This window comes from Streptomyces sp. NPDC051662 (assembly GCF_040681655.1).
Taxonomy (GTDB): Bacteria; Actinomycetota; Actinomycetes; order Streptomycetales; family Streptomycetaceae; genus Streptomyces.
On sequence record NZ_JBFAZD010000021.1, the window covers coordinates 132,199 to 145,249 of the forward strand.

12 protein-coding genes are annotated in these 13,051 nt (G+C 69.7%); 3 read left to right on the top strand and 9 right to left on the bottom strand.

What is annotated here, in order from left to right:
* Positions 1-48 precede the first annotated feature (48 nt).
* Positions 49-3,114, bottom strand: a complete 3,066-nt coding sequence (locus AB0M67_RS29855; RefSeq protein ID WP_365750467.1) for an NACHT domain-containing protein — start codon at positions 3,112-3,114, stop codon at positions 49-51.
* On the bottom strand, positions 3,111-3,464 hold the full coding sequence (locus tag AB0M67_RS29860; RefSeq protein WP_365750469.1) for a trypco2 family protein: 354 nt from the start codon (positions 3,462-3,464) through the stop codon (positions 3,111-3,113). Before AB0M67_RS29860 ends, AB0M67_RS29855 begins: the two co-directional genes overlap by 4 nt.
* A 482-nt stretch (positions 3,465-3,946) precedes the next feature.
* Here AB0M67_RS29860 and AB0M67_RS29865 point away from each other — a divergent pair, with 482 nt between their 5' ends.
* On the top strand, positions 3,947-4,645 hold the full coding sequence (locus AB0M67_RS29865; RefSeq protein WP_365750471.1) for a M23 family metallopeptidase: 699 nt from the start codon (positions 3,947-3,949) through the stop codon (positions 4,643-4,645).
* 6 nt (positions 4,646-4,651) lie between these two features.
* Here the strand turns inward: AB0M67_RS29865 and AB0M67_RS29870 are convergent, their stop codons facing one another.
* Entirely contained in the window at positions 4,652-5,230 is a 579-nt protein-coding gene (locus AB0M67_RS29870) for a helix-turn-helix domain-containing protein (RefSeq protein ID WP_365750473.1), read from the bottom strand.
* Positions 5,231-5,351: 121 nt separating this feature from the next.
* Between AB0M67_RS29870 and AB0M67_RS29875 the strand changes: the two genes are divergently transcribed.
* Both AB0M67_RS29875 and AB0M67_RS29880 read left to right on the top strand, forming a co-directional pair.
* Positions 5,352-6,986, top strand: a complete 1,635-nt coding sequence (locus AB0M67_RS29875; RefSeq protein ID WP_365750475.1) for an MDR family MFS transporter — start codon at positions 5,352-5,354, stop codon at positions 6,984-6,986.
* Between the two features lie 155 nt (positions 6,987-7,141).
* Complete coding sequence (locus tag AB0M67_RS29880; RefSeq protein ID WP_365750477.1) at positions 7,142-7,582, top strand: VOC family protein; 441 nt, start codon at positions 7,142-7,144, stop codon at positions 7,580-7,582.
* 40 nt (positions 7,583-7,622) lie between these two features.
* On the opposite strand, the gene cseC is transcribed toward AB0M67_RS29880, so the two are convergent.
* The 6 genes from cseC to AB0M67_RS29910 all read right to left on the bottom strand — a co-directional run bounded on the left by cseC (position 7,623) and on the right by AB0M67_RS29910 (position 12,955).
* Positions 7,623-8,936: a two-component system sensor histidine kinase CseC gene (cseC, locus tag AB0M67_RS29885; protein WP_365750479.1), complete on the bottom strand. Its 1,314-nt coding sequence runs from the start codon at positions 8,934-8,936 to the stop codon at positions 7,623-7,625.
* On the bottom strand, positions 8,933-9,637 hold the full coding sequence (cseB, locus tag AB0M67_RS29890; protein ID WP_365750481.1) for a two-component system response regulator CseB: 705 nt from the start codon (positions 9,635-9,637) through the stop codon (positions 8,933-8,935). The genes cseC and cseB overlap by 4 nt, the downstream gene beginning before the upstream one ends.
* A gap of 17 nt (positions 9,638-9,654) precedes the next feature.
* Positions 9,655-10,320, bottom strand: a complete 666-nt coding sequence (locus AB0M67_RS29895; protein WP_365750483.1) for a hypothetical protein — start codon at positions 10,318-10,320, stop codon at positions 9,655-9,657.
* Positions 10,308-10,970, bottom strand: coding sequence for a SigE family RNA polymerase sigma factor (locus tag AB0M67_RS29900; RefSeq protein WP_365750530.1), 663 nt, complete (start codon positions 10,968-10,970; stop codon positions 10,308-10,310). The genes AB0M67_RS29895 and AB0M67_RS29900 overlap by 13 nt, the downstream gene beginning before the upstream one ends.
* Before the next feature lie 217 nt (positions 10,971-11,187).
* The gene (locus AB0M67_RS29905) at positions 11,188-12,123 is read right to left on the bottom strand and encodes an A/G-specific adenine glycosylase (RefSeq protein WP_365750485.1); all 936 of its coding nucleotides are present in this window, start codon (positions 12,121-12,123) and stop codon (positions 11,188-11,190) included.
* 184 nt (positions 12,124-12,307) lie between these two features.
* Complete coding sequence (locus AB0M67_RS29910) at positions 12,308-12,955, bottom strand: phosphatase PAP2 family protein (RefSeq protein WP_365750487.1); 648 nt, start codon at positions 12,953-12,955, stop codon at positions 12,308-12,310.
* Positions 12,956-13,051 lie beyond the last annotated feature (96 nt).

The following is a 13,051-nucleotide window of genomic DNA, read 5'->3' on the forward strand; positions in this document are numbered from 1 at the left end:
CTGTGTTTTCCACGGTCCGGGGCAGCCCCATTTCCCCGTAGGCCCGTCTCAGTCGTGCACAGTCAGTTGGTCGACGAGGAGCTGGTCGTCGACGATGGTGTGCGGTGCGGAGACCAAGTGGGGCGAGATCTTGACTCGCAGGCCGTGCAGGGGAGGCAGATCAATCTCCCAGCCCTCTGGCATGTTGGTGACGATGTCGAGCTGTGAGAGCGAGGGCCACTCGGGGAGCGAGGAGAAGTCGATCGACTTCTCACACTGGATGATGAGGCTCTTCACCTGGGGGTGCCCGGTGGGCAGTTGTTGTGCGAGTGGCGAATCTCTGTAGATGAGCCGCAGCGACGACAGTTTCGGCATCCGGTGGATGGGGGCGAGATCCGCGTGCGTCAGTCGGCCCACCTCCATCTGGAGCTCTTCGATCCCTGACTCCCGCAGGCCCGAGAGGTCTTTCAGGGCTGAACAGCCAGATAACGTCAGCCTGTTCAGCTGCGGCAGTTCACGGAGGAACGACAGCTCGTCCAGCGTTTTGTTGGAGAGGACGAGCAGCCTCTTGAGGCCAAAGCCCTTAAGAAATGAGCCGAGTTGTGCTCCGTTGTAACTGCCGAGAACCATGAGCGAGTGAATGGCGGGCAGTTCGTGAAGATGCCGCAATTGGTCGGCATCGGTCACGGTGAGCGTCGTGCCCGCGAAGGGCATGCGGGCCAGTACCTCCCGCGCGTACTCCCCCGCCGGGAATCGGCTCCAGCTCGTCGCGAACTGTAACCGCACCAAAGCGCTTTCGTGCGACGCGTACCGGCGCGCGAGGGGAATGGCCTCCGGGCCGCCGATTTCGCAGATGAGACGGGCGACGCGTTGGGCCGTCATCGAATCGACATCGGCCGATCCGGGGAGGAAGGGCAGTACGTAGGGTCCCAATGAGGCGAGTGTTTCCGTCGGCGCCATCGGGTGGGGCGGAACAATGGCGCGGACATGCGCGGCGACCTCTTCACCGACCGTCTCGTCCACCACGACGGCGTTGAGGAAACAACGGGCCGCGAGTACGTACAGCGCCTCGCGCCGCGCGCGGTCGGAGGCGGCGTCCTCCCCGGCGGCGAGCAGGCCGCTGATCAGTCTCCGGATCTCGTGGGGGCGGCAGTGGCCGACCGCCAGCAGAATCGTGTCGTGCCACCGCTCGTCATGGGCGTTCTGGAGCAGCTCCAGGAGCGACCCGTCCTCGATGAACGCGCGGGCCGCCAGATAGTCCTGGAAGGTGCGGTGGATGAACTGGACTTCTCCGTCGCCGCGTTCCTGGAGGAGACCGCTGCGGTTCAGTAAGTGCGTGAGTACGGTCGTCGCCGTGCCCTGCGCGCTCACCTGCGGCAGCCGTCGCATCGCCACCTCGATCTGGCGCTCGGCGTCCTGGTACGAGAGCTGTGCCCGACCCGCCCGTACCAGCCAGACCGCGACGGACTGCAACAGCTCCTGGTGTTCCTCCAGGCCCATCGTGATGCCTTCGGGGCGCCGGATCTCGCGCCGGCTGTCCCGGCTGCCGAGGAGCATGGCCAGCGTGGAGCGGTACAGCTCCCAGCGGGTGTCCGGCAACAGGCCGCGTCTGCGGCGGTGCAGGGCGCAGATGACCGCGCAGAGCAGCGGGGTCTGGGCGAGGGCGAGCAGGGCCGCGTTCTGCCGGAAGCGTGTCAGTAACTCCGCTTCCAGCGCGCGCAGTTCGGCCTGTTCCTCGGCGGCGAGCGCCTGGTCGGCGTAGCCGTCGCACTCCCGTCGGGCCGCTCGGTGCCAGGCCGAGACGAAGGCCTGGATGTCCTCGTCGCGCATGGGCAGGAGGTGCAGCTCCGCGAAGCCCTGGGACCGCAGCCAGCCCTGCTCGACGGCGAGCGGCCGTACGGTGGTGAGACAACGGGTCCCGGGATAGAGATCCAGCAGCTCGGTGAGCCACGTACGGGCCTTCTCGCGCTCGGCGGGCGGCACTTCATCGATGCCGTCGACCAGCAGGAAGGCCCGGCCGGATGCGAGTACCCGGTCGGCCCAGCCGCCCGGTGCCCCGCCCACCGGGATCTGGGCCGCGGTGTGAAGCTGGTCGAGGTCCGCGAGGTCGGTACCGCGGGCGTGCAGCGCCCGCAGCGGGACGACGAACGGCACCAGCCCGTTGAGATCAGCCAGTTCGGCGTCGAGCGTGCCACACGCCGCGTGGGAGGCGAGCCACCAGACGAGGGTGGTCTTGCCCGCGCCCGCCTCGCCGCGCAGTAGCGTACGGGGCCGGTCCGCCAGCAAATCGTCGATCCGGCGGGGCTGGGCGGGCCCGGATCCGAAAGGGACCTCGGGGTCGGGGAGGAGCCCGTCCCGCTGACCCGCCTCCAGGCTCAGATACGCCGTGTCCAGGTCCCAGCTCGTCTCGTGCGTGCCCAGTTCGTCGATCCCGAAAACGCGGGTCTTGCGGTACCGGGCCCGGAGCGCCCGCGCGTACCGCTCCTCGAAGCGCTGGTCGCCCGGGTGGAAGTCGGTCACCTGCTCGGACCGGAACGAGTCCAGAAGGACCTCGGTGGCCAGGATCCGGTCCATCGGTATGCCTTCGACCCGCAGCTGTCCGCGCCCCTTCGGGACCCGCGTGACGATGCCGAGCAGCACCGGGCCCGCGAAGACCGGCGATCCGGAGAGGCCCTGGAGCGGAGTCGTACCGTCGTGGCGCTCCTCGGCCGCCGGGTGATCCAGCTCACAGACGAGGACGGAGCGGAGCGAGCCGGCCGAAGGCAGTACGGCCGCGCGGTACTGGTCCAGCTCCAGGGCGCCGTCGTCCCCGTACCGCTGGATGTCGGGGAATCCGACGATCTGGCAGTGCGGGAGCGGCGCGGTGGTGGCGAGCGCGCCGATACGGAGCCGGCCGAGCGGGGCGGCCCGTTCCGCGTCGATGAGGTCGTGGTCGGTGAAGAGGAGCGCCGTATCGAGGGACTCGTCGCGCCACTGGACTTCGGAGGCGACCTGCCCCGCCCGGCCGGGGTGGGCGATCATCGGCCTGTTGTCGCCGCCGACCACATGCGCGCAGGTCAGCACCAGTCGCGGGGTGAGCAGCACGCCCGTGCCCTGCGTCTCTCCCTGTACGGCGACGACACGGGCGGCGATCACCGTGCTCCGCGGCCGAATCCGGCCGTACTGCCCGGATTCTCGTTGCCGACCTTCCACGGCGCGCCGGTGCGGGCGTCCCGGGGTGTCAGGGTGAACGCGACCCTGTGGGTGCGGCCCGTGTCGAGGGTGGCGTCCGCGCCCGCTTCCACCACCCAGGCCTTGACCTTGGCGCCGGCCTTGGCCTCCTTGCGCAGCTCCAGCGTGAATTCCATCTGTATGTCGCCCACCTCGAAGGCCAGGGGCCGGTCCGTGGCGCGGGTGGCGGCGTCCAGGAGCTGGTCGCGTACGGACTCGATGGCGTCGGCGAGTTCGATGCCGTCGATGTCGTGGCCGTCGGACGGGGCGGTCATGGTGGTGTCCCCCTTGGGGCGGGATTCCCGCGGTACGAGGCAGTGGGTACCTGCCGGTCATCGGTCGGGGCAACCGGGACTTTGGTCCTGAATCGGAAGGCATTCCTACCCGGTGGCCGTGACAAGCAGCACAGGCGTTTTTGACCCTACTAGCCCTGATAGTCGCGGCGCCGGGCATTCACGGGGACGTTCGGCCTTGCCGGGGGCGGGTCATTCGGCGGGATGGCGACGGCCGGGCCGGACACCGGGGCCGGATGCCGGTTCTCTGGCGTTTCACGTGCGATTAAACAGGTTTAAATCAGCCCATAGTGCACGATCGTGCCGTGCCGATCCTGGTCGTCAAGAGGCGGACTGCCGCAGGGATCGCTACGACGCGATGCCGTAGATGGGGTGTTTTGGGATGAGGTGGGGGCCGGGTTACCAAGGTGAGGCCAGCCCGGCTCTCGTGTGCCGGGTCCCTTGATGCCCGGAGGTTTACCCGTATGTCGCAGCGCAAGCTGTCCCGTCTGTCCCGACCGTCCGTCCTTCGTACCCGTGCCGGCGTTCTGGCTGCCGGACTCGGAGTGTCGTTGGCGGCCGGAACCGGGGCCGCGTTCGCCGCGACCGGCGGTGGCGCGGCCACCGGCGCCCCGGCCACCACCTCGAATGTCTCGGCCGCCTCGGCCGTCAAGCAGCAGGCCGCCGTTCAGGCCGCCGCCGCCTCCAAGGCCGACGACGCCAAGGCCAAGGCCGCGAAGGCCAAGGCGAACGCCAAGAAGGCCCCCTCCTGGACCGACCCGGTCAAGCGCTACAAGCTCAGCGCCAGCTTCGGTATCGGCGGCGGCATGTGGGCGAGCAAGCACTCCGGTCAGGACTTCGCGGTGCCGACCGGCACGCCGGTCCACGCCGTGCACAGCGGCACCGTCGTCAAGGCCGGCCCGAACGGCGCCGGTGACGGTCCCGCGTACGGCAACGCCATCGTGATCAAGCACAAGAACGGTACGTACTCGCAGTACGCGCACCTGTCCCAGATCAAGGTGTACGTGGGTCAGCACGTCAAGACCGACAAGCTGATAGGGCTCTCCGGCAACACCGGAAACTCCAGCGGCCCGCACCTGCACTTCGAGATCCGTACGACCCCGAACTACGGCTCGGCCGTCAACCCGGTCCCGTTCCTGCGCTCGGTGGGCGTCAAGGTGTGACCCGCGTCATGGTGTGACCCGATGGGCCTGGCTCATCAGCTCGATGGAGACCTCAAGGATGGCTTCGCGCTTCTCCTCGGGGTCTCCTTCGATGTCCTTGAGGGCGAAGGTGCCCGCGTGCATCGTGAAGAGCGCGCTGACGCAGCGCACCCGGTTCTTCAGGGACGCGTCCGGGTCCTGGATCAGATCGAGCATGTCGATCATCCGTTCCTTGAACGTATGGCCGATGCTCAGCTCGCGGACGGCCGCCTGGTTCTCCTGCATGAAGCGGAAGAGCGGGGCGGCGCTCTTCAGCGCCTCGCTGTAGCGCCGCAGGATCTCCTGCTTGGTCTCCAGGGTGTGCGGCTGTGTACGGCCCCAGGCGATCAGGTCGTCGAGCGGGCGCGACAGATCCTCGAAGAGGCTGATCAGGATGTCTTCCTTGGTCTTGAAGTGGTAGTACAGCGCCGCCTTCGTGACATCCAGCCGCTCGGCGATCTCCCGTAGCGACGTCTTCTCGTACCCCTGCTCGGCGAAGAGCTCCAGCGCGATGTCCTGGATGCGCTGGCGGGTGTTCCCCCGCCGAGGGTGCTGTGTGCTGCCCATGGGTGCTCTCCCCAGAAAATAACTTACTTGACGCCCGGCAAGTGGAGGTCTACTTTACCTCAGTGTAGTCAGCTTGCCGGGCGGCAAGTAAGTGTCAGGGGAGTACAGGGGAGTGGGGACGATGAGTCCGACCGGGAAGCAGACCGAGCAGCCGGAGATACCGGAGACACCAGAGACCGCGGAGAAACCCGGGCGGCAGCCGCGCAGCGTGCGCGTGGTGCTGCTCGCGCTCATGATCGCGATGCTGCTCGCGATGCTGGACAACATGATCGTCGGCACCGCGATGCCGACCATTGTCGGTGAGCTGGGGGGCCTCGCACATCTGTCCTGGGTGGTCACCGCGTACACCCTGGCGACCGCCGCCTCCACGCCGATCTGGGGCAAGCTCGGCGACATCTACGGCCGCAAGGGCGTCTTCCTCACCTCGATCGTGGTCTTCCTGATCGGCTCCGCGCTCAGCGGCATGGCCCAGGACATGGGCCAGCTGATCGGCTTCCGGGCCGTCCAGGGCCTGGGCGCCGGCGGTCTGATGGTCGGCGTCATGGCGATCATCGGCGACCTGATCCCGCCCCGGGAGCGGGGCAAGTACCAGGGCATGATGGCCGGCGTCATGGCGCTCGCGATGATCGGCGGACCGCTGGTCGGCGGCACCATCACCGACCACCTCGGCTGGCGCTGGAGCTTCTACATCAACCTCCCGCTCGGCGCGCTGGCGCTCGTGATGATCACGGCCGTCCTGCATCTGCCCGTCAAGGACCGGACGACGAAGGCCAAGGTCGACTATCTCGGTGCCGCGCTGCTGACCATCGGCATCACGGCGATCGTGCTGGTCACCACCTGGGGCGGTACGGAGTACGCCTGGAGCTCCGCGATGATCATGGAGCTGATCGCCGTCGGCGTCGCCTCCCTCATCGGCTTCGTCTTCGTGCAGACCAGGGTCCCCGAGCCGATCATGCCGCTGCACATCTTCCGCAACCGCAACTTCTCGCTGATGTCCGTGATCGGGTTCCTGACCGGCTTCGTGATGTTCGGCGCGGTGCTCTTCCTCCCGCTCTACCAGCAGGCCGTACAGGGCGCCTCGGCCACCAACTCCGGTCTGCTCCTGCTGCCGATGCTGCTGTCGATGATGCTCGTCTCGCTGATCGCGGGCCGGGTCACCACCAGCAGCGGCAAGTACAAGATCTTCCCGATCCTGGGCGGCGGCCTGATGGTCGTCGGCCTGTTCCTGCTGGCGCAGATGGACACCGGCACCTCGCGGCTGACCTCCGGCCTCTACATGGCTGTCCTCGGCGCGGGCATGGGCTTCCTGATGCAGATCACCATGCTCGTCGCGCAGAACAGCGTCGAGATGAAGGACATGGGCGTCGGCTCGTCCACCACCACCCTCTTCCGTACGCTCGGCGGCTCCTTCGGCGCCGCCATCATGGGCGCCCTGTTCACCAGCCGGGTACAGGACGAGATGGCCGCCCGCGCCGGCGCGGGCGGGGCGGGCGTCACCGAGCAGTCGACCCAGCTGGACGCGGCGAGCCTGGCGAAGCTGCCTGACATGGTGCGCGAGGCGTACCAGCACGCGGTGTCGACCGGTACGAACGCGGCGTTCACGCTGGGCGCGGCCGTCGCGGTGATCGGCTTCGTCGCGGCGTTCTTCGTCAAGGAGGTGCCGCTGCGCGGCGGCGAGAAGAAGCCGGCCGACGCGGCGGACCAGCCCGCGACACCGGCACCGGCGGCGGACGGGAAGGTCACGCAGTCCGCCTGAGCCTCCGGCGTACGACACTCCGCACGGCCCCTGGCGCGCATCGGCGCCGGGGGCCGTTGTCAGTGGTGCGTGTCAGCATCGAAGTGTGGACAGTCGCCCGCCGTGGCGGGGCGGGCGCCGCCCGCTACGACACCGCACTTTCGAGGGAGCGTCCCATGATCAAGGGTCTTGCCATTTCCACCGTCTGGGTCCTGGACCAGGACCGCGCGAAGGAGTTCTACACTGAGAAGCTGGGCCTGGAGCTGCGTATGGACATGACGCTCGGCGAGGGAGGGATGCGCTGGGTGACGGTCGGCGCGAAGGGCCAGCCCGAGGTGGTGCTGACCCTCATGGTCCCGGGCGCCCCGGCGATGGACGAGGAGTCCGCAGAGGCGGTCAGAACGCTCGTCGCGAAGGGCGTGCTGGGCGCGGGGGCGCTGGCCACGGACGACATCCATGGGGACTACGAGAAGCTCAAGGCGCGCGGGGTGGAGTTCATCCAGCCGCCGCAGGAGCGTCCGTACGGTACGGAGGCGATCCTGCGGGACGACTCCGGCAACTGGTTCTCGTTCACGCAGCAGCGCGAGGACCTCGACCTCGACAAGGAATGGGCCTGAGGGGGGCCGGTCGGGTTCGGCCCGGCGGCTCCGGTCGGGTTCAGCCCGGCAGTTTCAGTATCGGGAAGCTGCCCGTTGTCGTCGGGGCGTGTTCCGGCAGCCAGAGGACCGCGATCGCGCCGCCCGCGCCGTCCAGGCCCTCGATGCCCTCGGGCGTGGCGTTCCGGAAGGTCAGCCGGGCCCCGAGGACCCGGGCCTGGCCGGCCGCGATGGTCAGGCCCAGCCCGTGACCGTGGCCCGCGCGGTCTGTCGCCCCCGTACGGAAGCGGCTCGGGCCCTCCCGCAGCAGGGCCTCGGGGAAGCCGGGGCCGTGGTCCCGCACGCGTACCACCCGGCCCTCGACCGTCACCTCGACGGGTGTGCCGCCGTGCTTGGCGGCGTTGGCCAGCAGATTGCCCAGGATGCGTTCCAGCCGGCGCGGATCGGTGCTGACCCAGGACTCGTGCACGACCTTGATCCTGATCTCGGGGTTCAGCACCCCCACCCGCCGCTCGACGAACTCGCCGAGAGCGATCTCCTGGAGTTCGGCGCGCTCCGAGGCGCTGTCGAGCCTCGCCACCTCAAGGACGTCCTCGACCAGCGTCCGCATGGCCTGCGCCCGGTCCCGTACCAGCTCCGTGGGGCGGCCGGGCGGCAGCAGCTCGGCGGCCGTCATCAGCCCGGTCACCGGCGTACGCAGCTCATGGGCGATATCCGCGGTGACCCGGCGCTCCGCCTCGATGCGCTCGTTCAGCGCGTCGGTCAGCGCGTCCACCGCACGGGCCAGCTCATCCGTCTCGTCCCGTACGACACCGCCGACGGCGTCCCCGACGCGTACCTCCGTATTGCCCTGCGCGACCCGCCCCGCCGCCGCGGCGGCCTTGCGCAGCCGCCGTGAGAGCTGCCCGCCGATCAGCACACCCAGGGCGCACCCCCCGAAGACCACCGAGACCGAACCGATGATCAGCGACCGGTCCAGATCCTTCATGATCGTCGCGGAGCGGTCGGCGAACTTGCTGTGCAGGGAGAGCACCGTGCCATTGCTCAGCGGGACGGCGGCCCAGACGTCGGGCACACCGCTCTCGGTCTCCTCCACATAGGTCGCGCGCCGGCCCTGCTTCATCTTCGCGTGCAGGTCTCGCGGAAGCGCCGGGTCATTGAGCTTCGTGCCGAGCCTCGGCTCCTTCGTGGAGTCGTACATCCGCTGCGCGAAGAGCAGTCGCTCCATCTGCACCTCGCGCGAGTTGTCGAGCATCGAGACCCGCGCCGAGTTGTGCACCACCAGACTCAGCGCCACCGCGACGAGCGCGCCGACCGCCGCGATCGCGATGCTGATCTTCCACCGGACTCCGGTGCGCAGGGCGGGTCGCTTCATGCCTTGAGCTTGTAACCGAAGCCGCGGACCGTGTCGATCCGGTCCTGACCGATCTTGGTGCGCAGCCGCTGGACATGGACGTCCACCACCCGGGTGTCACCGCCCCAGCCGTAGTCCCAGACCCGCTCAAGCAGCTTGTCGCGGGAGAGCACGGTACCGGGAGCGGACGAGAACTCCAGCAGCAGCCGCATCTCCGTCGGCGTCAGCGCCACCGGCGCGCCGCCCCTGCGTACCTCCATGCCCTCCGTGTCGATCACCAGATCGCCGAAGGACAGCACCCCGTGCTCATCGGGCTCGCCCGGTCCGCCCGATTCTCCGGCGGGCCCGCCCGCGTGCCCGAAGCGGCGCAGTACGGCGCGGATCCTGGCGACCAGCACCGCGCCGTCGAAGGGCTTGGTCACATAGTCGTCGGCGCCCGCCTCCAGCCCGAGCACCACATCGATCGAGTCGGCGCGCGCGGACAGCATGATCACGGGCACGGTCGACTCGTCACGGATACGCCGGCACAGGCTGACCCCGTCCAGACCGGGCACCATCACATCGAGCAGGGCGATATCGGGACGGTCCGCGCGGAACGCGTCGAGGCCGGAGAGTCCGTCCGGCCTGGCGGTGACCACGAAGCCACTGCGCTCCAGCGCCAGCTGGGTGGCTTCGCGAATGACATCGTCGTCCTCGACGAACAGGACATGGTTCTCGGCCATCCCGTGATTCCCGGCTCTCAGTTCTGGCTCGTCGGCGAGGGGGCGGTAACGGCACCGTCGCCGTTGCCCACCGCTCGGCTGTAGTCGTTGCGCACCCGGTAGCGCTCGCTGAACTTGGTGTCGGACCAGCTGTACGTCACGACGTCCTCCCCGGACGGGAAGGACAGCGGATCGCCGTTCGCGTACACCTGCTGGGTGACGACCAGTTCACCGCGGTCGATCGTGGCGTAGACGGCGGGCTCCTCCGCCGAGAAGACGTTCTGGTACTCCTCGTTGCGCTCGCGGTACACATACGTCCCGACGCCCACCGAGTCACCGCACGTCATCACGTTGATCACCAGATCGGGCGCGGTACCGCCGGTCAGATTCCCGTACGAGGTGTCGACCGGGTACGCGTCCTCGCCGCACGGTTTGAGATCCGCCTTGACCCGCGTGCTGACCGCCGGGTCCTTCCGGAGCAGCGCCACCGCGTTGACGGTCTTGGCGGGGGCCGCCGCGGTCACCCTGGGGGTGGGCGCGCCCCGCTCCACGGGCGAGGTCACGGCCGCGCCCTCGTCCCTGGTCCCCGTACCGCCGGTCGAACAGCCGGACATGAGCAGGCCGACAGCGGCGAGCACGGACAGCCCCGCACCCACCGCGAAGGATCTGCCCCCCGGCCGTCCCGGGTCTTTCAGGCCGCGCACCTCTCCCGCCCCCGCTCCTCATGACCGCCCCGGCCGCCGCGTGTGCCACGGGCGCCCCGGCCGTCACCACTGTCGCTCCCGCCGCTCCTGCCACGACGGAGATCCGACCGCTCCGGCGCGTGGACATCGAGGTCCTGGCCCGCCAGGTCCTGGCCGGCCAGTTCCCGGCTCTCCAGCTCCTGACGGAGCCGGGCCAGCGCGCGGTGCAGTGTGCTCTTTACGGTACCCGCCGACATACCGAGCGCGGCAGCCGTCTCCTCGGTGCTCATCTGCTCCCAGTGGCGCAGCACCACCACGCTGCGCTGCTTGGGCGCGAGCACCCCCAGGATGTCCATCAGCAGCGCCCGGTCGGCGCGCTGCTCGGTGCCGTCATCGATGCTCGCGTCGGGCAGCTGCTCGGTGGGGACCTCTTCGAGCTTGCGGGCGCGCCACCACTCCGTACGGGTGTTGATCATGACGCGACGCAGATAGGCGTCGGCGAGCGACTTGTCGGCGATGCCGTCCCAGCGCCCGAACGTACGGGCCAGCGCGGTCTGGAGCAGGTCCTGCGCGTCGACGGGATCGGGCACGAGGCGCCGGGCGCTCCGCAGCAGGGCCTCCTGCCGCGTACGTACGTATTCCTCGAATCCGAGCACCTCGCCCTGCGCCATGCCGACCGCCTCCGACCCCGTGATCATCCATACCGTTCGTCTACGGCACCGAAATTACGGAGCGGTTGTCACGGGGCTGTGCGGGACAGCCGTCGGCGGACGCACGGCTGTCCATCGGTTGTGTAACGGCCGGTGGTGCGACGGCCGCTCGCGCGACGGCCGCCGGGCCGGCTCCGGTGGCGCGTCGCGCGAGTGGCGAGGCGGCGATATGGCCTGGTCAGCGAGGTTCCGCCCGGCTCTGCGGCAGCCGGTAGACCCCGTTCTCCATCGGCTCGACCAGCCCGTCGGCGACCAGTCCGTCCAGCGCCCTGGCCCGCTGCACCGGCTCGTCCCAGACCGCGTCCAGAACCACCTGCGGTACCGGACCGACCGCCTCGCGCAGTACGGCGAGCAGCTTGCCGCGCACCTGGCGGTCCGTGCCCGCGTACGTCTGGCCGCGCCGCGCGGGACCCTCGTACTGCGGCTTCCCGGCCAGCCGCCAGGCGCACCGGTCGGCGATCGGGCAGCGTACGCAACCCTCGTTCTTCGCCGTGCAGATCAGCGCGCCCAGCTCCATGGAGGACGCCGCCCAGCGCGCGGCGGTCGGCGCGTCCTCGGGCAGCAGCGCGCGGGCCAGCTTGCGTTCGGCGGCGGTGGTCGCGTTCGGCGGGTACTGCACACCGGCCACGGCGCGCGCGAAGACACGGCGCACATTCGTGTCGAGCACCGCGTGCCGCTGCCCGTACGCGAACGAGGCCACCGCCGCGGCCGTGTACTCGCCGATCCCGGGCAGCGAGAGCAACTGCGCGTGCTCGCGCGGTACGTCGCCTCCGTGCCGCTCCGTTATCGCCTGCGCGGCGCCGTGCAGACGCAGCGCACGGCGCGGATAGCCCAGCCTGCCCCAGGCGCGGACCGCCTCGCCGGGGGCCTCGGCGGCCAGATCGGCGGGGCGGGGCCAGCGGCTGAGCCACTGCTCGTACACCGGGAGCACCCGGTTCACCGGGGTCTGCTGGAGCATGAACTCGCTGATCATCACCCCCCAGGCGCCCGCTTCTGGGCGGCGCCAGGGCAGATCGCGCGCGTTCGAGTCGAACCACGCGATGACGGGGGTGTGGAGGGCGGCCGGATCGACGGCGGTCGGAGAGGACGCGGAGTGCGCGGAGGTAGCAGTCATGACAGCACCGATCCTGGCATGTCCCGGGCCGTGGAGGGTGCGGCAGGCGCGGGCGGGGCCGAGGTGTCACGCGCCCGGTCCCGCGCGCGCCCCGCGTCCGCCCCGCCGGCGCCCCCGCGTTCGCCCCCGCCCGCCGGGTCTGTCACACCCGCTCGGTCACGCCCGCTGGGTCACAACCGCTCGGTCAGGCCCGCTCGGTCACGCCCGCGTGATCGGCCGTGTGCGTCCGCCCGGGCCCGGCGAGCAGACGGGCCAGACCCGACCCGCTCGTCCGCATCGTCATGACCAGCGTGCCGACGGGCCGGGCCGCCGCCAGGACCACGAACGTCGCCACCACGCCGCCGAACACCAGCCCCACCGCCACGTCGTGCGGATAGTGGACCCCGACGAAGACCCGGGAGAACGCCATCAGCAGCGCCATCGGAACGGTCAGATAGGCGAGTACGGGACGGGCGACGGCCAGCGCGATCGCCGCCGCTCCGGCGATCGTGGCGTGGTTGCTCGGGAAGGACCAGTCGCCCACCGGCGGACAGGGGATGAGTGAGGCCCCGGCTCCGGCGACCGCCCGGCACGGCCTCTCCTCGGTGAGCACCGACTTGGTCAGCTCACTGCACACATACGCGACGGCGGTGGCGAGCGGAGCGAGGACCGCCACGGCCACGGCGCGTGAGCCGGCCGGCCGCGCGTACCACCAGACCGCTATGAAGAGCACGCCGAACAACAGCAGTCCGGCCTCGGTCCATAGCTCTGCCAGGTGTTGGAACCAGGAGGGGGTCGTGCGGGCGAAGTCGGTGATGTCGCGATAGAGATCGCTCGTTGCGCTGCTGTTCATGGGAAGAACGTACAGAGATCATCGGGAGTTCCCCACGCGCGTTGGCCGGGGTGTACCTCTGACGAAAGGCGGGTTCCGGCACAGGAGAGGGCAGGT

What these genes read in the sequence shown, in the direction of transcription:
- AB0M67_RS29860 (WP_365750469.1), bottom strand. Translation starts at nt 3,464, where the DNA reads ATGACCGCCCCGTCCGACGGCCACGACATCGACGGCATCGAACTCGCC.
- AB0M67_RS29865 (WP_365750471.1), top strand. Translation starts at nt 3,947, where the DNA reads ATGTCGCAGCGCAAGCTGTCCCGTCTGTCCCGACCGTCCGTCCTTCGT.
- AB0M67_RS29870 (WP_365750473.1), bottom strand. Translation starts at nt 5,230, where the DNA reads ATGGGCAGCACACAGCACCCTCGGCGGGGGAACACCCGCCAGCGCATC.
- AB0M67_RS29875 (WP_365750475.1), top strand. Translation starts at nt 5,352, where the DNA reads ATGAGTCCGACCGGGAAGCAGACCGAGCAGCCGGAGATACCGGAGACA.
- AB0M67_RS29880 (WP_365750477.1), top strand. Translation starts at nt 7,142, where the DNA reads ATGATCAAGGGTCTTGCCATTTCCACCGTCTGGGTCCTGGACCAGGAC.
- cseC (WP_365750479.1), bottom strand. Translation starts at nt 8,936, where the DNA reads ATGAAGCGACCCGCCCTGCGCACCGGAGTCCGGTGGAAGATCAGCATC.
- cseB (WP_365750481.1), bottom strand. Translation starts at nt 9,637, where the DNA reads ATGGCCGAGAACCATGTCCTGTTCGTCGAGGACGACGATGTCATTCGC.
- AB0M67_RS29900 (WP_365750530.1), bottom strand. Translation starts at nt 10,970, where the DNA reads ATGGCGCAGGGCGAGGTGCTCGGATTCGAGGAATACGTACGTACGCGG.
- AB0M67_RS29905 (WP_365750485.1), bottom strand. Translation starts at nt 12,123, where the DNA reads ATGACTGCTACCTCCGCGCACTCCGCGTCCTCTCCGACCGCCGTCGAT.
- AB0M67_RS29910 (WP_365750487.1), bottom strand. Translation starts at nt 12,955, where the DNA reads ATGAACAGCAGCGCAACGAGCGATCTCTATCGCGACATCACCGACTTC.